Source organism: Lysobacter claricitrinus (assembly GCF_045866565.1).
In the GTDB taxonomy this organism is placed as follows: domain Bacteria; phylum Pseudomonadota; class Gammaproteobacteria; order Xanthomonadales; family Xanthomonadaceae; genus Cognatilysobacter; species Cognatilysobacter claricitrinus.
Map to the genome: position 1 here is coordinate 899,674 of NZ_BAAFZV010000001.1, position 20,757 is coordinate 920,430.

Genomic DNA, 20,757 nt, shown 5'->3' on the forward strand with positions numbered 1-20,757 from the left:
GAATCAGAACGTCACCGGCACGCGCACGGTGAAGGTGGTGTCCGGCGTGTCGCGGGTCACGCCCACGCCCAGCGAGACGTTGAGGCTCGCGTGTTCGTTGAACGTGTACGAGCCACCGATCAGCAGCGTGCCCAGCATCAGGCGCGCCGAGCCCGGCAGCACTTCGCCGTTCTGCTTGATGTGGTCGACCCACGAGTGGTCGTAACCGAACGAGATCGCGGCCTTTTCATTGAGCGCGAGACCGAGGCCGACATTGAAGCCAAGCACGTCGCCGGCCTTGATGTCGCCGATCGGATCGGTCGTCGTCTGCGGGAAGCCCTCCGGCGCGCCGGTCAGCACGGTGCGGCTGACGTCGTGGCGCTCGAAGTTGTGCAGATAGCTGAAGCCACCGAAGAACACGACCGGGTCCGAGGCGTACAGCCAGGTCACGCCGGGCTGGATGGACTGGAAGCCCGTGCCGGTGGGCAATTCAAGCGGCAGGCCGGTGCCGGTCGCGTTGTCGACGCAGCGGGTGACGCAGTCGGTCGGTACCTCGAAGATGTCCTTGCCGGTACGCGACTTGTAGCGCAGCCAGCCGACCCAGTACGCCCTGTCCGGACCACCCTGGTTGAACTGGTAACGCGCGGTCATCTCGATGTCGCCGAGGCCGCTGCCGTGCGTGTTGAACACGCGATCGGTGGCCGAGCCGGTGAAGATCTCGCGGCTGATCGTGTCGGTGTTCGTGTAGAGGTAGGGAACGCGGCCTTCCAGCTCGAAGCGGTTGGTCACGCCCCAGCGGCCGGTGAGCGTCGCGGTCGCCGCGGTCGCCTTGACCTGGCGCACGTCGATCAGGCCGATGAGGATCGCCGGGATGATGGTGTAGCCGATCAGCGCGACGCGATCGGTGGCCGAGTAGCCAAGTTGCAGCGACGGTTCCAGCACGAACTTCCCGTGCGGCGTGAGCACGCCTGGCTGGTCGAAGATCTGTGCGACCTGCGGGCGCGTGGCTTCTGCGGTCGGCGCGCGTCCCACCGGTTGCGTGGGCTGCGATCCGGGCGGCGTTGGCGCGGGTGCGCCGCCACCACCGGTGGACTGCGGCAGCGGCGACATCACGTCGAGGGTCGCGGCCGCCGACACTACGCCGGTGGCCGCCGCCGCCGCACCGGCGAGCGAGGTCCCGGGTCCGCCTTCACCGCGCAGCGCATCCAGCTCGCGATCGTGCAGTTGTCGTCGAAGGTCGGCGATGTCCTGCGACTGCGAATCCATCGTCTGCTTCATGGCCGCCAGTTCGGCGGCCTGCTCGTGGACGAGGGATTCGAGCTGGGTGACGCGGTCGGCCTCCTGGGCCTGCGCGTGGCCCGCCAACGCCATCGAGATGGCGGAGACGAGGGTGAGACGACGCAGCATCCTTGACATCGGCATCCTCACTGGCAGTTGGTTGTGCGGTGCTACGGGGTTCCGCCCAGCAGCAGCGAATCGCCGAGCGACTGGGTGAAATGTATGTCGTGCAACAGGCTCAACGTGTTCACCGCGGCGTGGATCGTGGTCATCGCCTGGATCGCCTGGCCGTCGAGCGCGTTCTGGATGACCAGCGTATTCATGCCGGGAATGAGCGAGGTGCTGACGTTGGGAATGAGCGCGACGCTCGCATCGGGCGTGATCGCCGTGGTGATGTTCGGCGTGATCGTGCTGGCGACGCTCGGGGTGGTCGCGGTGTCGACGACCGGACTGGTCGGGACATTCACGACGGGCGTGTTCGGAACATTCACGACCGGCGTGTTCGGGACGCCGGGCGCGGTAGGAACGGTCACGACCGGATTGGTCGGCGTACCCGTCGTGCCGGCGGTCGGCGCGGCGACGGTGTTCGTGCCCGGGGCGGTCAGGCCGGGCGTGCCCGAGGTGCCGCCGCCGATCTGCACGGTCTTGCCTTGCGTGATGGCGGCGAGCTGCGCCGCCTGGTCGGTGGTCATCTTGGAGATGTCGGGAATCGTGACGGTCTGGGTCAACACGACCTGGCCGTTGAGCGTCACCAGGCGCTCGAAGCCGAAGGCGACCGACAGGCCGCTGGGCAGGTCGAACCCGCCGCGCAGCTGGTCAAGGCGATCCTGCGGAACCGGAGGGCCGAGGTCGACTTCGTCGGCGCGCGCCGGAGCCGCGAAAACGAGGGTGGTGAACAGGACAGGTGCAAGCAGTGCGGGGAATTTCATCAGAAGTCTCCCGGTCCGCGCCGGGGCATGGCGAAGTTCTGCACGCCCTCACGCTGGATCACGGTATCGATCGGCGCACCCGGCGCAATGCGCCAGTCGGCCGCTCGGTTGAACTGGGCCAGCTCGCGCCGGTTGTGGACCACGAACAACACGCGGTTGTCCCACAGCCGTTCGAACTGGGCACGCGGCATGGCACGGGTTCCGCGGGACGGATCGCCCAGCAGGATGCGGTCGCCGTGTATGCCTTTCACCACCACGAAGTGCCGGTAGCCGCGGTCGTTGAGCAACACGATCGCGGGCACGCCTTCCTCGGCGAGCTTGTCGAGCGGTAGCTGGAAGCCGTCCGCCTCGAAACCCTGCGACGCGAGGTAGCGCCGCATGTCGAGCATCGAGAAGCCTTCCTTGCGGATGCGACGGGCGTCGCCCGTCGAAAACATCTGCTTGAAGACCTCCGCTTCGCTCACCGGGTGGCCGTACTGGAACGTCAGCAGCGTCGCCGCCGCCGCCGATCCGCAACTGAAGTCGTACTGCTGCCGCACCGTGGTGCGAAAGCGGGCCTCCTTCAGGCTGGTAACGGGTACTCCGTACCGCTGACCGGGCGGTCGCACGTCGAGCGTCGTCGCACCGGCGCCCATCGCCAGGCCGAGTCCCACTGCCAGCAGCAGCGCAACGCCGTACCTCATGGCGACGGCGTGAACTGGATGCTGACGACCGTGCTGTTCTGGATCAGCACGTTGTTGCCGCTGTTCTGGATGACGGTATTCAACCCGGCCGCATTGCCGAAGGACCCGCCATCGACGAGGTTGACGCCGCTGATGGTGTTCTGGGCGGTGTTGCCGCTGACGTTGCCGTCGTTGTCCGCCGTGTTGTTGGTCGTGGTGACGTTGAAGCTGTCGTTGACGTCGGTGCCGCCGCGCAGGTCGTCGAGCGCGTCGGTGGCCATCGTCGGGGCATTGAGCGAATTCGCCGGTTCTGCCGGCGTGGCGGGAAGCTGCGCCGTTGCCGCGATGGCGACGGGAGCAAGCAGGGGATCGACGACGTCGCCCGCGGACGCGGCGGGAGCCGCGAACATGGACGCGCCGGCTACAAGAAGCACCGCATGAAGATGCAGTCGCATGGCAGTCTCCTGGCGGGGGCGGAACCGGCGGGGAAGGCCCCCGCCGGTAGAGAAACGAGCGGAGATGCGCCGCCGGAGCGGCGCATCGCGACCGGACTCAGTGACCACCCACGTTGAGGTTGGACTGCACGGTGACCGCCTGCTGCACCATCGACATCGCGCCGCTGTTCTGGCCGATGACCATGATGCCGGCCGCCGCATTGGCCGTGCCGTTCGCCTGGTTCGACATGTCGAACGCGCCCGCGTCTGCCACTGCGTTGCCGCCGCCGCCGGCGTCGCCGCCTGCGCCGAGGCCGGTGCCCGTGCCGCTGCCGCTCGCCGCGCCGGACGAGTTCGAGCCGCCGCTGCCGCTCGCGCCGTCGCCGCCGTCGCCGCCGTCGCCGCCGTCAGCGGACGAATCGCCGCTGCTGACTGCCGCGATGATCGGCAGGAACGCCAGCGTGCCATCCGACGAGCTCGCGTCGCCGCCGCGACCGCCACGACCGCCACGGCCGCCACGGCCGTCCGCACCGTCGTTGCCGCCGCTCGCGCCGACGCCGAGGCCGACGCCCAGACCCAGGCCCGCGCCGCCGGTGCCGCCATTCGCGCCACCGCTGTTGTCGCCGTAGTTGCCGACCTGGCCGAAGCCGTTGCCGCTCACCGAGCCGACCAGCACGGAGCTGGCAACCGCGGTGTTGGTGTTGAACGAGTCGGAGACGTTGGAGGTCGCGGTCGCGCCGTTGTTGGCGGCGGCGCCGAGCAGGCCGAGCTGCGCGCTGCTGTCGGACGAGTTGTCGTCGTGCGAGTCGTTCGTCGAGTTGTTGTTGAAGCCCGAGCGGTTGTCGTTGTTCGAGTCATTGACGGAGTTGTTGTTCAACGCGTCATTGACGGAATTGTCGACGGCGAGGAGGCCGACCGTGTTGCGGGAGTTGTCGTTGGCGGCGTCGGTGATCGACTGCGCGAACGCCGGGGCGGCGACCATGCCGAACGCCAACGCGACGGAAGCAGCAATGAGAGTCTTGCGCATGATGTGTGTCTCCTGGGAATGTCGAATTGCAGGGGAGGAAGCGCCCCTTTCGGACGCATCGGCCTCAACGCACATCCCGTGCCAACTCGTGACGCACGTCACGTATTCGCAAAGACCCCACAAGGATGAATGCTTTGCGAATCGCAGCGGCTGTCAGCGGCCTGCTGCTTCGTCGGTTTTCACAGAAAAGCCTTCTCCGGCGCGGAAATTTTTGCCTGCTCCGACGCGCACGGTCGAGTTCGCCTTAACCGAAAAAACATGAAAAAACGATGGCCGCTTCGCAAGCGGCGCACGTTTTGTGTCGCTGGGCGTCGTGATTTCGTGAGATGCGCATGCAGCCAACCCGGAGCATGCAAAACCGTGCCGACGAGGCTCAGTCGTGCGGCAGTGCCTTCACTTCGCAGACCGCGCGTAACGCTGCCTTTATGGGTCGTCCACGCGTGCGCAACAGATCGCGCTGCGGTTGCCAATCGGGATAGCGTCGCTCGACCTCGTCCCAGAACGCGGCCGAATGGTTCGCCTGGATGAGATGGCAGAGCTCGTGGACGAGCACGTATTCGAACGCCCCCGGCGGAGCGAGCACGAGCGCGAGGTCCAGCCGCATGCGGTCGTCCGGCGCCAGCGAGCCCCATAGCGAGGTCAACGGTCGGATGCTGATCGCGCGCGGGCCGCGCGGAAGCGTCGGCAGGTATGTCGGCATCCAGCGGCCGACGTCCGCGCGTGCCTGCGCGAGGTAGAAGTTAGAGAACGCCTTGCGCACTGCGACTTCGGAAATCGCCGCCGGCAGGGTCGCGACGACAGCATCGCCGTCGACCTCGACGCGCAGGAAGCGACCGTCGCGCCAGTGCAGCGGTGCATCGACACCACGCAGCGGCAACGTCGCGCTTTCGCCGATGCGCAAGGGCTGCACGTCGCCGAACGTATGCGCGAGCTGGCCGGCGAGCCATGCCGCGTTGTCCTGCACGAACGCGAGTGCGCGACGGTCACTGGTACGTGGCGGCACCGTCAGCCGCACGCCGCGCTCGGTCACGGTCAACCGCAGGCCGCGAACGCTGCGGTTGTCGACGCGCTTGACGTCGACGATGCGGCCATCCGGCAGCGTCGCCCGCAGCGGCACGCGCACCGGCGGCGGCGCGACGCGCGGCGGACGGGCGCGGAAGAACATGCGGTGCTACTCGACCTTGGACAGCTTGAGCGCCGGCTCGAGCACGGTGAACAGCCGGCGCAGCTCGTGGCTCATCAGCGCGAAGCGGGCTTCGAGTTCGGCGCGCAGGTCCTCGCGCTCGGTGTTTTCCAGCGTGTCGACGGCACCATCGAGCAGCTTGAACTTGCGGATGACCAGGTCCTCGCCGAGCACGAAGGTCACATGGTCGTCGAGGTTGAGCGCCAGGCGCGTGACCTGCTTGCCCGACTGCAGGTGCTTGTCGATCTCGGCGTTCTTCTCCAGCTCCATGCGCTGGCACTTCACGATCGCACCCTGGTCGAGCGCGTCGCGAAGTTCGCATTCGTCGCCGAGCGACAGGCCGTCCGGCAACGCCTCGCCTGCGACCCACCCGGTCAGGACCGAACGCGGCGCGACTTCGGCATTGAGTGGCAACGCAGGGAAGCTGCCGAGCGCGCGGCGGATCTCGCTGACCACGCTTTCGGCGGACTTCTTGCTGGACGTATCGATCGCGACGATGCCCTGCTTCATGTCGAGGATCGCGTCGGTGCGCGACGGTCGCACGAACGCGCGCGGCAGCAGTTCGGTGATCAGCTCGTCCTTCAGGCGCTTGCGCGTGCGGCCGCCGGGGCGACGGCCTTCCTTCTGTTCGATGTCGTCGAGCTTCTTCTGCAGCATGTCGTTGACGACCGAGCCCGGCAGCAGGCGGTCTTCGCTGCCGACGGCGAGCCAGTAGGCCTCGTCGAGCATGTGCTTGAAACCTTCGGTGTCTCGGCCGAACGGGGAGACGAAACCGCGCGTGGAGAGTTCCATCGGGCCGACGGGGCGCAGCGCGCATTCGGCGAGGCCGGCGTCGAAGGCTTCGAGTTGGAGGGAGGTGGGGAAGCGGAACAGCGTTAGGTTGCGGAAGAACATTCGTCGTGGGTCTTCTTGTTGTTCGTCGGCGCGGGTGGTCGCGCGGGTGTTTCATCGATGATTGTTCGAAAAACAAAGGCGTTTCGTTCGCTGGCGCGACCGAGTCACTTTTCTTTGCGGGCGCAAAGAAAAGTAACCAAAAGAAAGCGCCTTCCCGATCGGATCTACAGCTCGCGATCGGGGGGCATGTCGCGATCGCCACACTCGGCATCCTGCCTCGGGTGGCGACGGCGCGCGTCCTGCGCGCCGCCCTTCGGGTCTTACGGTTGGTTGGGCTTTCGCTATGAAAGCCCAAGCGTCATGCAGGTTGATCTTCGTCGCCGGGTGCGCTAGCGAGCCACGCGTGCGCATCCGGCAACGGTGCATCGCCGCGCGCGCCGAGCGAGAGGAAGTCGAACAGCTTGGCGTCGCTCAACTGCGACGGGCGAATGTCGCCGAGCGCGCGTGAGATGGTTTCGATGCGGCCGGGCGACTCGCGTTCCCAAGCGTCCATCATCTTCTTGACCTGCTTGCGCTGCAGGTTTTCCTGCGAGCCGCACAGGTTGCAGGGAATGATCGGGAACTGCTTGGCCTCGGCGTAGGCGCTGATGTCGTCTTCGCGAACGTAGGCGAGTGGGCGGATCACCACGTGCTTGCCGTCGTCGCTCAAGAGCTTGGGCGGCATGCCGGAAAGCTTGGCGTGGAAGAACAGGTTGAGGAAGAACGTCGCGACGAGGTCATCGCGGTGATGGCCCAGCGCGATCTTGGTGAAGCCTTCCTGCTCGGCGTACGTGTAGAGCGCGCCGCGACGCAGGCGCGAGCACAGCGAGCACATCGTCTTGCCCTCCGGCACGACGCGCGTCACCACCGAATACGTGTCCTGCTCGAGGATCTTGTACGGCACGCCGACTGATTCGAGATACGCCGGCAGCACGTGCTCGGGAAAGTCCGGCTGCTTCTGGTCCAGGTTCACCGCGACCAGTTCGAACTTCACCGGCGCCTTCTTCTGCAGCTGCAGAAGAATGTCGAGCATGGTGTAGCTGTCCTTGCCGCCGGACAGGCAGACCATCACCTTGTCGCCGTCCTCGATCATGCCGAAATCGGCGATCGCACGGCCGACCTGGTGGCGCAGGCGCTTGGCGAGTTTGTTGGCCTCGTGCTGTGCGCGCCGCGCACGTGGCGGCAGCGGTTCGGACAGCGGGATGACAGGCAATGGCGCGACGGTGCTCATGCGCGCCATTCTACGGCGCCCCCGTCGCACGGCCTGGCGGCACATCGGGCGGGCGGCCGCGCTCGCCGCCTGTCACGCCTGCACGCTAAGCTGCCCCGCATGAACGACGGTCGCAGCCCCGCCGACATCGCCCGCCAACTCGCCGACCTGCGCGAGCAGCATCGCGACCTCGACCTCGCCATCGAAGGCCTCTGGCACGCGCCGGTGCGCGACGAACTCGCGATCACCCGGCTCAAGAAGCGCAAGCTGCAGCTCAAGGACAGCATTTCGCGGCTGGAGTCGTCGCTGATTCCGGACGAGCCGGCGTGATCGAAGCCAGCCTCAGGCCGGCTTCGCCACCGCCTCGGGGCTGACCTTCTCGATCGAATGCCGCAGTTCGCGGCCGAGGATGAACTTCGCGTCCTTCGCCCACGTATCGAGGCGTTCGTCGAAGGTGAGCTTGCCGTTCTCGTCGGCCCACACCATGCGCAATTCGCGCAGCTTGGAAATGAAGCCGCGGAACAATGATTTGTCGAAGAACTCGGGCGCGGCCGGTGCATACAGCAGCGACAGGCGCTGCGCGGCGAGGTGGCAGAGCGTTTCGAGTTCGCCCGCGCTGAGCGTGCCGGGGCCGTTCTTCACCAGTACGCTGATCGCGATGTAATACCGCTCGAACGCCTGCTGCAGCGAGTGGCCGATCGCGCGAAGACGGAACACCTCGTCCGACTGGCTGGCGTTGCGCGACAGCTGCTCGCCGTCCTCGTCGCCCTCGCGCTTGCGCAGCAGCCCTTCAGCGTCGAACACGTCGACAGTCGCGCGCAGGCGTTCGGCGAACTCATCCTCGCTCCACGGCAGGAACAGCTCGGCCTGCAGGAACGGATAGACGCTGCGACCCAGGCGCAGGATCGACGACAGGTTCATGCGGCGGTTGTGCTGGAAGCAGCACGCCACCCACGCCGCCGCGGTGAACAGGTGCAGCACGTTGTTGCGGAAATAGCTGAGCAGGACCGCCTTTTCTTCGTCCACTTCGAGCACGTCGCCGAGCGGATGTTTCACCCGCACCAGCACGTTGATCTCCTCACCGTGCGCGATGATTTCCTCCGGCGTATGCGGGGTGACGGTGACGCGGTCGGAATACGGCAGCTGCGACAACAGCTTCTTGCTCAGCGCGATCTGCTCGAGCAGGTCGGCCTCGCTCATCGCATGCTTGGGCGTGGACAGCAGCGCGAGCGCCAGCAGGTTGATCGGATTGACGTCGGCCGCGCGGTTGACGTTGACCTGGATGCGCTCGGCAAGCACGTCGACCGTGGTCGCGAGCCAAGCGGGTTTGGCGTCTTCCGACAGCGGCGAACCGTCCCAGTCCGGCGCCTGTTCTGCGAGCACGTCGGCGAGGCGGATCGGCTCGCCGAAGTTCACCACCACCTGGCCATAGTTGCTGCCGAGCACCTTGGGGATACCCATCAGCAGCTGCCAGATGGATTCCTTTTCCTTCGGCTTGCCCGACAGCTCGTCGAGGTAGCTGCGGCCTTCCATCAGCTTTTCGTAACCGATGTAGACCGGCTGGAACATCACCGGACGCGTCGGCGCGCGCAGGTAGGCGCGCAGCGTCATCGCGATCATGCCGCCCTTGGGCTGCAGCAGCCGGCCCGTGCGTGAGCGCCCGCCTTCGATGAAGTATTCGATCGAATAACCGCCCGCCACGAGCTGAGCGAGGTATTCGGAGAACACCGCCGAATACAGCGCGCTGCCGCGGATGGAGCGTCGCAGGAAGAACGCGCCGCCCTTTCGCAGCAGCGTGCCGACCACCGGAAGATTGAGGTTGACGCCCGCGGCGATGTGCGGCGGCACGATGCCGCGCGTGTACAGCAGGTAGCTGATCAGCAGGTAGTCCATGTGGCTGCGGTGGCAGGGCACATAGATGACTTCATGGCCGGGCGCGTCTTCTTTCACCCGGTCCAGGTGATGCACCAGCACGCCGCGATAGATGCGGTTCCACACCGGCGCCAGCAGGAAGCTCACCGAACGCACGACCGGATGCGAATAGTCGGCGGCGATTTCGTACGCCAGTGCGTGCGCCTTCTTCCACGCCTCGGCGATGTCGGTGTTGTCGCGGCGCGCCTGGTCGGCGATCGCGTCCATCACGTTCGGCGCCGTCAGCACGCGGTCGACCAGCAGTCGGCGCGTCGACAGATCCGGGCCGATCACCGCGGTGCGGATGCGACGGAAGTGCGCGCGCAGCACGCGCGAAAGCTTGCGCACCGTGCGTTCCGGCGGCAGGCCCTCGTCGACGATGGCGCGCAGCGACACCGGCGGTGCGAAGCGGACGTAGGTCTCGCGGCCGTTGAGCGCAATCGACAGCAGGCGGCGGAAGCGGCCGACCAGCTGCCAGTTTTCCGAGAACAGCACAGAGAACCAGCCCGTCGTCTTCTCCGGTGCGCGGCCGACGAAGATCGACACCGGGACCAGCTGCACGTCGAGTGACGGATCGGTGCGATGCGCTTCGATCAGGCGCGCCAGCGATTCCGAATGCGACTTGCCGTTCGGGACCTGCGGCCGTTCGAGCACGCCGGGGATGTTCGGGATCGGCGCGAGCGGGCCGACGTTGCGGCGCGACAGGGCGACGTAGGCGCGACCGCGACCGGTCGCATCGCCGGGCAGCGGCGTCAGCGGCGACGGCAGGCCGACTTCGCGGCAGGCGGCGTCGAGGATCAATGCGTTCGACAGGCCGTAGTCCTCGAGCACGTAGCAGACCGGTCGGCCGTTCCAGTCGGGCACGTGTTCGACCGGCGAGGTCGGCTCGATCTTGAGTGCGACCCACGGCGCCATCACGCGCTCGAGCACGCGCGCCCACAACGGGCGAGATGGCGTGCGCGACGGACGCGGCGGTGGCGGGGAGCGGCCGGCGCCCGGCATGGGGAGGTCGGGCTGGTCGGGATCGATCACGCGGGCGGGCTCGCTGTCAGCCGTGGTGTGGGCCGGCTCGGGCGATGCGGCGGGCGGCGTGTCGTCGCCGTGCGCGGGCGGCTGGGCGTCCGGGAACGGCAGGGGCGTCTGTTGGGCCATCGCCGGCATTATGCCGAAGCGCGTTCATCTGCCCGGGAAGGCGGCGTGACCGGCGTCGGCGACCGGCCGGGTTCGTGAAGCAGCGCCCGGATCGCCCAAGAAAAAAGGAGGCCCTGAGGCCTCCCCGAAAATCCGGCCGAAACCGGCGGGACAAACAACGATTCTGGACAGTGCCGGTCGAACCGGACGTGACCAGCTTAATAAAGCGTTATTCCGAAAGCAATACCTGCAGAGATGACGATAAGTTATTGATCTGTCGTCAACCTTCCAGCAGGGCGCGGATCGCCGCGAAGCCGGCGTCGGCACGGGCCTTTTTGTTTTCCGCGTCCGCGACCGGATCGGCGCCGTCGCGCTGCAGCTCCGTCACCGGCAACTCGTCGAGGAAGCGGCTCGGTTTCAGCCGCAGTACCTCGCCCCAGCGCTGCGCCATCTTCGAGTAGGACAGCCAGAGCCGTTCCTTCGCGCGGGTGATGCCGACGTAGAGCAGGCGGCGCTCTTCGTCGAGGCGGCCCTCTTCCAGGCTGGCCTCGTGCGGCAGCGTGCCGTCCTCCATGCCGACGATGAAGACGTAGCGGAACTCCAGGCCCTTGGCCGCGTGCAGGCTCATCATGCGGACCTGGTTGCCGGCATCGCCCTTGTCGGCATGCGAGAGCAGCGCGAGCTGCGCGGCGAGCTCGCCCGGCCCGGCGTTGCGCGCACCTTCGAACCAGCCGGCAAGTTCGTCGATGTTGGCCTTGCGACGCTGGTATGACGCCTCGTCCTTGCACTGCGCGCGCACCGATGCGAGCAGGCCGCTGCGTTCGGCGACTTCGCCGACGAGTTCCGCGGGCGTCGCGTGCTGCGACTTCGCGCGCAGCTGGCGCACGAGGTTGGAGAACGCATCGAGTGCGTTCGCCGCGCGCGGCGGCAACTGCTTCAACGCGCCGACGTTCTCGATCGCGCGCGCCATCGGCATGTGCGCATGGCCCGCCAGCTCGGCGAGCTTGGCGAGCTTGGCGAGCGTGCCTGCGCCGACTTCGCGCTTGGGCGCCTGCACGGCGCGCAGGAAGGCGGCGTCGTCATCCGGATTGGCGAGCAGGCGCAGCCAGCTCAGCACGTCCTTCACTTCGCCGCGGTCGAGGAAGGCCGTGCCGCCCGACACGTGGTACGGCACGCGCATCAGCTGCAGTGCCTTTTCCAGCGGCCGGCTCTGGAAATTGCCGCGGAACAGGATGCAGAAGTCGCTCCACGGCGCGCGCGTCGAGGCATTGATGAACTGGATCTCCGCGGCGATGCGTTCGGCCTCGTGCGCGGCCTCGCGGCATTCCCAGATGCGGATGCGTTCGCCGTCGGCCTGGTCGGACCACAGCGTCTTCGGGTGCTCGTGCGGGTTGTTCGCGATCAGCGCGTTCGCGGTGCGCAGCACGCGGTTGCTGCAGCGGTAGTTCTGCTCGAGTTTGACGATGCGCAGCGTCGGGTAATCCTTGCCGAGCTGCAGCAGGTTGTCGGGGTTCGCGCCGCGCCACGCATAGATCGACTGGTCGTCGTCGCCCACGCAGGTGAAAAGCCCGCGCGGGCCGGCCAGGCACTTGAGCAGGCGGTACTGCGCGTCGTTGGTGTCCTGGCATTCGTCGACGAGCAGGTAGCCGATGCGCTCGCGCCACGCGAGGCACATGTCCTCGTCGGCTTCGAGCAGTTGCACGGGCAGGCGGATCAGGTCGTCGAAATCGACCGCGTTGAAGCTGGCCAGCCGCGCCTGGTAGAGCTCGTAGATCGTCGCGGCCTCCACTTCGCGCGGGCTGCGCGCCTCGCGCATGGCGTCTTCGGGCGAGAGGCCGGCGTTCTTCGCGCGCGAGATCAGGTTGCGCACGGCGTCGATCACGTCGGGCTTGCTGCCGGCGGTCAGCAGATCCTTGATCTGCGCGGTCGAATCATCGGAATCGAAGATCGAAAAGCCGCGGCGCAGGCCCGCCTTCGCATGCTCGATCTGCAGGAACTTGAGCCCGAGCGCGTGGAACGTGCAGATGGTCAGGCCTTCCGCGGCGTCGCCCTTGATGCGCTTGGCGACGCGCTCGCGCATTTCCTTCGCGGCCTTGTTGGTGAACGTGATCGCCGCGATGCGCTTGGCCGGCATGCGGTTCGACGCGATCAGGTGCGCGATCTTCTCGACGATGACGCGCGTCTTGCCCGAGCCTGCGCCGGCGAGCACGAGAAGGGGGCCGTCGCAATGCTCGACGGCGGCGCGTTGCTGGGGATTGAGGCCGTGCATCGGGTCCACCTGCGGGCCGCGTATTGTGCCCGACCGCGACGGTGCGGCCTGAACGCGGTCAGGCGTGCGAGGCGGCGCATGGAGCGCCTAAACTGGCGCCATGGCGAAGCTGTATTTCTACTACTCCGCGATGAACGCGGGTAAGACCACCACGCTGCTGCAATCGGCGCACAACTACGCCGAGCGCGGCATGCGCACGTTCATCCTGACGCCGGCGCTGGACCATCGCGCCGGGCGCGGCGTGGTGGCGTCGCGGATCGGGCTGTCGTCGCAGGCGGTCGCGTTTTCGCGTGACGACGATCTCGATCGCTGCATCCGCGCCGACATCGACGCGCACGGCCAGTTGCATTGCGTGCTCGTCGACGAGGCGCAGTTCCTCACCAGGGCGCAGGTCTGGCAGCTCACCGAAGTGGTCGACCAGTTGCGCATTCCGGTGCTGTGTTACGGGCTGCGCACGGATTTCCGTGGCGAGCTGTTCGAGGGCAGCCAGTACCTGCTGGCGTGGGCCGACGAGATCGACGAGATCAAGACGATCTGCCACACCGGCAAGAAGGCGACGATGACCGTGCGCGTCGACGAGCACGGGCGCGCCGTGCAGGACGGCCCGCAGGTGGAGATCGGCGGCAACGAACGCTACGTGTCGGTGTCGCGCGCGCAGTTCAAGACGGTGATGCGCGGCGAAGGCACGATCGAACCGATGCAGGTACCGTTCGCGTTCGAACGGACGTAACCGCGCGTCAGTCCATCTCGTCGTGCATGGCGACCTGCACGCTCGGGCGCTGGCACTGTCGCCGCAATTGTTCGAGCTCGCGTAGCGTCACGCTGCCGTCAGGCTGCGCAACGCGTACGGCTTCGATCAGGCGATCCAGATGGCGCGCGCCGGCCGAACGCGGGCGACCCGCGCAACGCACCGAGTCCGCGTACGCCGCCGCGCGCCATGCGAGCGGTTGCGGGCGTACCGAACCGCGACCCGATGCAGCGATGACGTCGAGCAACTGCAACGCGACCGCATCGCCCTGCGCGGCCTGCGCGTGCGCGAGTGAGAGCTGCGCCAGCCGCGTGCGCGGGTCGCGGCCGCCGTAACCGAGGCGCAGGAAGTGCAATGCGCGCGTGAGTTCCGGAATCGCGCGCGGATCGCCCGTCGCGGCGTCCACGTCGCCGATGCGTCGATCGATATCGCCCACCGACGGATCGGCCGCGCCGTGGCGTTGGACACGCATTTCGCGCGCTTCGTCCAGCAATGCGCGCGCCTCGTCGTCCTGGCCGGCTTCGTGCAGCACCTGCGCCTGCAGCGCGAGGCTGTCGGCGATCGCATCGACGTCGCCGCGATGGCGATCGATGGCCAACGCGGCCTGCAGCGAGGACAGCGCGGCAGGCAATCGTCCGAGTTGCCATTCCACGCGCGCGAGCATCAGGTGGCTGTCGCGCAGTTCCGGGCTGTTGGCCGGCAGGCGCGCGCTGAGTTCGGCGTGGCGCGTGCGCAACGGGAGCGCGGCGTCGCGATAGCGCGACTGGTCGATCAGCACGTCGGCCAGTTCGCGACGCACCGCGAGCGTGATCGGATGCTGCGGGCCGTGCACGTCCTGCGCGGTCGACAGCGTGTCGACCAGTTCGCGTTCGGCGCGGCCCGGATGGCCGAGTCGGCGTTCGACCGTCGCGATCTGCCGGCCGATGTCGACCTGCAGCGGATGGCGCATGCCCACCTCGGCATCGAGGCGTTCGCGCGCGAGGCGGTACGTGCGCAGGGCATCGTCGAACTCGCCCTGGTCGACCTGCAGCGTCGCGAGGTCGAGACGGCTTTCGATCTCCGCCACCGCCGAGCCCGGTGCGTCGATCGACTGGCGCAGCATCAGCGCGCGGGTGAACAGGTCGCGTGCGCGCTGCACGTCGCCGAGCGCGCGTTCGCAGCGGCCGAGCTGCGAGAAGAATTCGGCGGCGGGCGTCGGCAACGCGGCCTGCCTGCGTTCCGCGAGCGGCGCGAGCGGACGCATGCCCGCCACGCATGCGCGCGGGTCGCCGGTGCGACGCAGCACGTCGCCGCGCAACGCGCTGGCTTCGATGCGCAGGCTTTCGGGCATGTCCGCATCGCGTTCGATCAGCAGGCGCTGGCGCTCCAGCAGCGCGAGCGCCTGCGGATAGTCGCCCAGGCCCATGCGCAGCCGCGCGACGAGACCGAACAGCTCCGCCTGCGACGCCGGTTCGCGCGAGAGTTCGCGGTCGCCGCGCTCCACCGCGGCATCGAGCAGGCTGCGCAGGTCCACTGCGCCGGCATCACGCGTTTCCGCGGCTTTCTCGAACACGCCGGCGATGAAGTCGCGCATCGCCTGCGCGCGTTGTGCTTCGTCGACGGCCTCGCGGCTCTGTCGCCAGGTCACCCCGACTGCGATCGCCACGAACGCGATCGCCGCGACTGTGCCGGCGAGCGCCCAGCGGTGACGGCGCATGTACTTGCGTGCGACGTACAGCAGGCCTTGCGGGCGCGCCTGCACGGGGCGGCCGTCGAGATGGCGCGCGAGGTCCTCGCTGAGCGCTTCCACCGACGGATAGCGCTGTTCCGGCGGCTTGCACAGCGTGCGCATCACGATGTTGTCGAGATCGCCGACCAGGCGTCGCGCGCGACGCCGCAACTGCTGGCGTTCCACGCCCTGCTTGGTTTCCGCAAGGCGCAGCAGCATCTGCGACGGACGCACCGGATCGTGGGTGAGGATGGCTTCCTCCCACTCGGCGTCGCTCTGCCGCTTCAGTCGATACGGCTTGGTGCCGGTCAGCAGTTCGTAGAGCACCACGCCGAGCGAATACACGTCGGTCATCGTCGTGACCGGCGCCCCGCGGATCTGTTCGGGCGCGGCGTAGTGCAGCGTGAATGCGCGCGCGCCAGTGCGCGTGTTCTCGCCGCGCGGCGCTCCGCCGTCGAGCAGCTTGGCGATGCCGAAATCGAGCAGGCGCACCTGCCCGTCCTGCGTCACCAGGATGTTCGATGGCTTGAGGTCGCAGTGCACGACGAGGTTGGCGTGCGCGTGGCTGACCGCGGCGCAGACCTGGCGGTACATGCGCAGGCGCGCATCGAGCGGCACGTCGAGGCGTTGCCAGTAACGCGTGATCGGCTCGCCCTCGACGTATTCGAGCGCGAGGTAGGGGATGCCTTCGGTGCTGACGCCGGCGTCGAGCAGGCCAGCGATGTGCGGATGCGCCAGGCGCGCCAGGATCTGCCGCTCGCGTGCAAAGCGCAGCCGCAGGTTCTGGTCGGTGAGGCCGGGGCGCAGCAGCTTGAGCGCGACGCGCCGCTGGTACAGGCCGTCCGCGCGCGACGCGCGCCAGACCTGGCCCATGCCGCCTTCGCCGAGAAGTTCCTCAAGGCGATAGGGGCCGACCTCGCTGCCTTCGCGCAGCAGCGCCTTGGGCACGATGATCGGTTCGGCGAGGAAGTCGTCGCGCCCGTCCTCGAGCGCGAGCATTTTCGTGAGATCGGCGGCCAGCGCGGCGTCGTCGCCAGCGATCTGGGTCAGCCGTGCATCGCGATCAGTCGGATCGAGCTCGAGCAGCTCGTCGAGATGTGGCGACAGGCGCAGCCAGCGTGCGGGGTCCATGGTTCAGCGACCGCGCACGCGAGGCTCAGGCCGCCTGCTCGTCGCCTTCCAGGCTCGCGAGCAGGAACAGGCGCGCCTTCTGCCAGTCGCGACGGATCGAACGCTCCGAACGATCCTGCAGCGCGGCGATCTCGAGCTCGGACAGGCCGCCGAAGTAGCGCAGCTCGACCACCTGCGCCAGGCGCGGATCGACCGCGGCGAGCTTGTCGAGCGCGCCGTCGAGCGCGAGCAGGTCTTCGTCGAGGCGGATCGCGCCTTCGCCGTCTTCGGGAATCGAGGTGACGCGCTCCATGTCGCCGCCGCGCTTCTGCGCGAGGCGCTGGCGCACGTGGTCGACCACGACGCTGCGCATCGCGGTGGCGGCGTAGGCGAAGAAATGCGCACGGTCGCCGAACTGCGCGCCGTGGCTGCCGATGAGCTTGAGGTAGGCCTCGTGGACCAGCGCGGTCGCGTCGAGCGTCTGCTCCTGCTGGCCGGCGAGCTGGCGGCGCGCCATGGCGTGCAGCTCGTCATAGAGGGTGCCGAGCACGCGGTCGAGCGCCTCGCGGTTGCCATCGCGCGCGGCGTCCAGCCAGTTCGTGATGTCCGCTGCGTCGGTCATCGGCGCGTCCTCCAAGCGGGACTATACGCCGGCCGACGGGTCCGGCTCTGGGCCGGAAGGCATGGGAGGCGCGTTACGGTGGATCGGCGGTCAGCGTTGGCAGGCCGGACACCAGACGCTTGCACGTTGTCCGATCGAGGCCTGCTTCAGGGCGCGACCGCAGGTCGGGCAGGCCTCGCCGCCGCGGCCGTACACCGCCAGCTCCTGCTCGAAGTAGCCCGGCGCGCCGTCCGGGCTGATGAAGTCGCGCAGCGTCGTGCCGCCCCGATCGATGGCGTACGTCAGGATCGCCTTCACCGCGTCGGCCAGCCGCGCGTAGCGCTCACGCGAGACCTTGCCGGCCTCGCGCATGGGCGAGATGCCGGCGCGGAACAGCGCCTCCGCGGCGTAGATGTTGCCGACGCCGACCACCACCGCCTGGTCCATCAGGAACGTCTTGACCGGCGCGCTGCGCCCGCGCGAACGCCGGAACAGGTAGTCCCCATCGAACAGGTCGGACAACGGCTCGGGGCCGAGGCTGGCGAGCAGCTCGTGCGTCTCGCCGACCGGTTGCCACAGCAGGCAACCGAAGCGACGCGGATCGTTGAAGCGCAGCACGCGACCGGAGTCGAGCGCCAGGTCGACGTGGTCATGCGTGCGCAGGGGCGTGTCGGCCGGCAGCACGCGCAGTGAGCCCGACATGCCGAGGTGCAACAGCGCACTGCCGACCGCGGTGTCGAGCAGCAGGTATTTGGCCCGCCGCCGCACGGCGTCTACGCGCTGACCGGGCAGCAGATTCGACACCTCGGGTGGAATCGGCCAGCGCAGGTCAGGCCGACGCAACGTCACGCCGGTAACGCGGCGACCTTCGACATGCGGCGCGAGCCCGCGACGCGTGGTCTCGACTTCGGGCAGTTCGGGCATGCAGGCGCGACCGTCGGTGAATGCCTTGCAACGTGGCGGCATCGCCCGCATTCCGCAAGGCCGCGGCCGCTTTCACGTGCGCGGACGTCGGCGTATGCGTGAACCGCCGACATCGACCCACTTTCATGTCGGCCGGCGCGCGCAGGGCGGTGGCATCATGCAGTGGTCGCCCGCGCGACACGGCCTTTGCGGCCGCTTCCCCCTGGAGTGTTCGATGTCCTCTTTCCTCAGCGATTTCCTGGTCGGCGGCGTGATGCAGTTCGGCTGGGGATCGATGCTGGTGTACCTGCTGGTCGCCACGCAGCTCACCATCCTTACGGTCACGCTCTACCTGCATCGTTCGCAGGCGCATCGCGCGGTGGATTTCCATCCGGTGCTCGCGCATATGTTCCGGTTCTGGTGCTGGCTCACCACGTCGATGATCACCAAGGAGTGGGCGGCGATCCATCGCAAGCACCACGCCAAGTGCGAGACCGAAGAGGATCCGCACAGCCCGCAGATCAAGGGCATCAAGACCGTGTTCTGGCGCGGCGTCGAGCTCTATCGCGACGCGCGGGCGAATCGCGAGGACATCGAGAAGTACGGCAAGGGCTGCCCGGACGACTGGATCGAGCGCAAGCTCTACACGCCGTTCGCGACGATGGGCCCGACGGTGCTTCTGTTCCTCAGCTTCTTCCTGTTCGGCTTCAAGGGCATCGCCGTGTGGGCGATCCAGATGGCGTGGATCCCGTTCTGGGCCGCGGGTGTCGTCAACGGCCTTGGCCACTGGTGGGGCTACCGCAACTTCGAGACCACCGACACCGCGACCAACCTCACCCCTTGGGGCGTGTGGATCGGCGGCGAGGAGCTGCACAACAACCACCACGCCTTCCCGTCGAGCGCGAAGTTCGCACTGCGCAAGTGGGAGTTCGATATCGGCTGGTTCACGCTGCGCGGCCTGCAGGCGGTCGGCCTGGCGAAGGTGTTGCGCGTCGCGCCGTCGCTCGATGTGCGGCCGAACGTCGCCATGCCCGACGGCGAGACGCTGAAGGCGCTGCTGGCGATCCGCTTCCAGGCGATGACCGACTACTACCGCGGCGTCACCCTTCCCGCGCTGCGCGAGGAGGCCGCTGCGGCGGGCGCGAAGATGCGCCGCGTGCTGCCGCGCAAGTTGCGCAAGGGCCTCGCCGACGGCGGCCGCTGGCTCGACGACGACAAGAAGGCGCGCCTCGCCGCGTTCATTGCCGACCGCCCGAAGCTGGCAACCGTCGCCGAATACCGCGCGCGCCTCGCCGCGGTGCTCGACGACCGCTCGCATGACGCCAAGGCCACGCTCGCGCGCCTGCAGGCCTGGTGCCAGGAAGCGGAGGCCAGCGGCATCGCGTCGCTGCAGCAGTTCTCGGCGCGCATGAAGGGTTATGCGCTCGCGTCCGCGCACTGACATGCGACATGGCATTCGCCACCTCGGGGCCGCGCTGATCTGCGCGGCCTCGTCGTTTGCAGGCATCGCGATCGCGGGCGGGCCGGTGTCGTCGAGCGGTGACTACCTCTCGCGCATGGACGCCGACGGCGATCGCCGCGTATCGCTCGCCGAATTCCAGTCGTGGATGGGCTATGCGTTCGAACGCATGGACGCCGACCACGACGGCATCGTGTCGCCGGCCGAATTGCCCGGCGGGCACGGCAAGGCGATCTCGCTGGTCGAACACCGCGCGGCGCTGGCAGCGACGTTCGCCAAGCAGGATCGCAATCACGACGGTGCGCTCGACGCGCGCGAACTCGCGGCGCCGCCGCAGCGCTGAATGAAGCCGAGCGTCCCGCCGCCGATCGACGGGGTCGGCGCGAGCCGCGTGCAGTTGCGGCCGCGCGATGGCGCGACGGTGCTCGATGCGCTCGTCACGCGTTTTCCCTCAGTCGATCGCGCAACCTGGGTGTCGCGGTTTGCGCGCGGGCGCGTGCTGGACACGCGTGGTTGCGTGCTCGATGCATCGACGCGGTTGTCGATCGGTGGCGACGTCTACTACTACCGCGAGGTGCTCGACGAGCAGATCTGTACCGGCGTCGAGGCGCTGGTGCATGTGGACGACGACATCGCGGTGGTCGACAAGCCGCACGGGCTGGCGGTAATGCCGGCGGGGCGGTTCGCCACCGATACGCTGCTCGCGCGGCTGGTTCGGCGGCTGGGTATTGCGGATGCCGTGCCGCTGCATCGCATCGATCGCGAGACGGCGGGTCTGGTGATGTTCTCGTTGCGACCTGAAACGCGCGATGCGTATGCGGCGTTGTTCCGGGAGCGCCGGATCCACAAGCGGTACGAGGCGATCGCGCCAGCGTTGCCGGCAATGATGTTTCCGGTGGAGCGGTCGAGTCGCATCGAACGGGGCGAGCCGTTCTACGCGATGCGCGAGGTCGAGGGTGCAGCGAACAGTCGCAGCCGGATCGATGTCATCGAGCGCATTGGCGAGAGCTGGCGGTATGCGCTGGAGCCGGTGACGGGGCGGAAGCATCAGTTGCGGCTGCATATGGCGGCGCTTGGGGCGCCGATCGCGGGGGATCGGATTTATGGTCCGTCGTCGGAGCGGGCCGGCGAAGACGTCGGCGCGCCACTGAAGCTGCTGGCCCGTGCCCTTGCGTTCGACGACCCGATGACCGGTCACAGGCATTCGTTCGAGAGCGCGTTTCGCTTGCAGATCGAGTGACGTCCTTTACCCGGCGCGAATGCTGATGGGCCACGAGCAAAGGCGTCTCACGCGCTGAAGCGCACGAAACGTTTTGCTACTGCCAAAGACCCACGTTCTGCT

Annotated in this window: 18 protein-coding genes; 5 read left to right on the forward strand and 13 right to left on the reverse strand. The window is 67.9% G+C overall.

Features of this window, described 5'->3' with window-relative positions; genetic code table 11:
• Positions 1–3 precede the first annotated feature (3 nt).
• The 8 genes from ACKTTN_RS03880 to ttcA form a co-directional block, all read right to left on the reverse strand.
• Entirely contained in the window at positions 4–1,395 is a 1,392-nt protein-coding gene (locus ACKTTN_RS03880; RefSeq protein WP_407908557.1) for an acetate kinase, read from the reverse strand.
• A 32-nt stretch (positions 1,396–1,427) separates the two neighbouring features.
• Positions 1,428–2,186 (reverse strand): hypothetical protein, encoded by a 759-nt coding sequence (locus ACKTTN_RS03885; protein ID WP_407908558.1) that lies wholly within the window; start codon positions 2,184–2,186, stop codon positions 1,428–1,430.
• The gene (locus tag ACKTTN_RS03890) at positions 2,186–2,821 is read right to left on the reverse strand and encodes a C39 family peptidase (RefSeq protein ID WP_407908559.1); all 636 of its coding nucleotides are present in this window, start codon (positions 2,819–2,821) and stop codon (positions 2,186–2,188) included. The genes ACKTTN_RS03885 and ACKTTN_RS03890 overlap by 1 nt, the downstream gene beginning before the upstream one ends.
• A 44-nt stretch (positions 2,822–2,865) precedes the next feature.
• The gene (locus ACKTTN_RS03895; protein WP_407908560.1) at positions 2,866–3,303 is read right to left on the reverse strand and encodes a hypothetical protein; all 438 of its coding nucleotides are present in this window, start codon (positions 3,301–3,303) and stop codon (positions 2,866–2,868) included.
• Positions 3,304–3,400: 97 nt separating this feature from the next.
• The gene (locus ACKTTN_RS03900) at positions 3,401–4,309 is read right to left on the reverse strand and encodes a hypothetical protein (RefSeq protein WP_407908561.1); all 909 of its coding nucleotides are present in this window, start codon (positions 4,307–4,309) and stop codon (positions 3,401–3,403) included.
• A gap of 373 nt (positions 4,310–4,682) precedes the next feature.
• A complete protein-coding gene (locus ACKTTN_RS03905) occupies positions 4,683–5,474 on the reverse strand; it encodes a M48 family metallopeptidase (RefSeq protein ID WP_407908562.1) in 792 nt (263 codons plus the stop codon).
• A 6-nt stretch (positions 5,475–5,480) separates the two neighbouring features.
• Positions 5,481–6,386 carry a recombination-associated protein RdgC gene (locus ACKTTN_RS03910; RefSeq protein WP_407908563.1) on the reverse strand — a complete coding sequence of 302 codons (906 nt, stop codon included), beginning with the start codon at positions 6,384–6,386 and terminating at the stop codon, positions 5,481–5,483.
• Between the two features lie 298 nt (positions 6,387–6,684).
• A complete protein-coding gene (ttcA, locus tag ACKTTN_RS03915) occupies positions 6,685–7,605 on the reverse strand; it encodes a tRNA 2-thiocytidine(32) synthetase TtcA (protein WP_407908564.1) in 921 nt (306 codons plus the stop codon).
• A 90-nt stretch (positions 7,606–7,695) separates the two neighbouring features.
• Between ttcA and ACKTTN_RS03920 the strand changes: the two genes are divergently transcribed.
• Positions 7,696–7,905 (forward strand): YdcH family protein, encoded by a 210-nt coding sequence (locus ACKTTN_RS03920; protein ID WP_407908565.1) that lies wholly within the window; start codon positions 7,696–7,698, stop codon positions 7,903–7,905.
• Positions 7,906–7,917: 12 nt separating this feature from the next.
• Here the strand turns inward: ACKTTN_RS03920 and plsB are convergent, their stop codons facing one another.
• Complete coding sequence (gene plsB, locus ACKTTN_RS03925; protein ID WP_407908566.1) at positions 7,918–10,638, reverse strand: glycerol-3-phosphate 1-O-acyltransferase PlsB; 2,721 nt, start codon at positions 10,636–10,638, stop codon at positions 7,918–7,920.
• A gap of 259 nt (positions 10,639–10,897) precedes the next feature.
• Entirely contained in the window at positions 10,898–12,886 is a 1,989-nt protein-coding gene (locus ACKTTN_RS03930; RefSeq protein WP_407908567.1) for a UvrD-helicase domain-containing protein, read from the reverse strand.
• A 100-nt stretch (positions 12,887–12,986) separates the two neighbouring features.
• On the opposite strand from ACKTTN_RS03930, the gene ACKTTN_RS03935 reads away from it, so the two are divergent.
• A complete protein-coding gene (locus ACKTTN_RS03935; protein ID WP_407908568.1) occupies positions 12,987–13,616 on the forward strand; it encodes a thymidine kinase in 630 nt (209 codons plus the stop codon).
• A gap of 7 nt (positions 13,617–13,623) precedes the next feature.
• On the opposite strand, the gene ACKTTN_RS03940 is transcribed toward ACKTTN_RS03935, so the two are convergent.
• From ACKTTN_RS03940 to mutM, 3 genes are all read right to left on the reverse strand, one after another.
• Positions 13,624–16,473: a serine/threonine-protein kinase gene (locus ACKTTN_RS03940; protein ID WP_407908569.1), complete on the reverse strand. Its 2,850-nt coding sequence runs from the start codon at positions 16,471–16,473 to the stop codon at positions 13,624–13,626.
• Positions 16,474–16,498: 25 nt separating this feature from the next.
• Complete coding sequence (locus tag ACKTTN_RS03945; protein ID WP_407908570.1) at positions 16,499–17,074, reverse strand: ECF-type sigma factor; 576 nt, start codon at positions 17,072–17,074, stop codon at positions 16,499–16,501.
• A 90-nt stretch (positions 17,075–17,164) separates the two neighbouring features.
• Positions 17,165–17,977: a bifunctional DNA-formamidopyrimidine glycosylase/DNA-(apurinic or apyrimidinic site) lyase gene (gene mutM, locus ACKTTN_RS03950; protein WP_407908571.1), complete on the reverse strand. Its 813-nt coding sequence runs from the start codon at positions 17,975–17,977 to the stop codon at positions 17,165–17,167.
• A 214-nt stretch (positions 17,978–18,191) separates the two neighbouring features.
• Here mutM and ACKTTN_RS03955 point away from each other — a divergent pair, with 214 nt between their 5' ends.
• Genes ACKTTN_RS03955 through ACKTTN_RS03965 form a run of 3 tightly spaced genes read left to right on the forward strand, consistent with a single transcriptional unit; the run spans position 18,192 to position 20,655 of the window.
• Positions 18,192–19,397: a DesA family fatty acid desaturase gene (locus ACKTTN_RS03955; RefSeq protein WP_407908572.1), complete on the forward strand. Its 1,206-nt coding sequence runs from the start codon at positions 18,192–18,194 to the stop codon at positions 19,395–19,397.
• A gap of 1 nt (position 19,398) precedes the next feature.
• Positions 19,399–19,758 carry an EF-hand domain-containing protein gene (locus ACKTTN_RS03960; protein WP_407908573.1) on the forward strand — a complete coding sequence of 120 codons (360 nt, stop codon included), beginning with the start codon at positions 19,399–19,401 and terminating at the stop codon, positions 19,756–19,758.
• Positions 19,759–20,655 (forward strand): pseudouridine synthase, encoded by an 897-nt coding sequence (locus tag ACKTTN_RS03965; RefSeq protein WP_407908574.1) that lies wholly within the window; start codon positions 19,759–19,761, stop codon positions 20,653–20,655.
• The last annotated feature ends 102 nt before the right edge of the window (positions 20,656–20,757 follow it).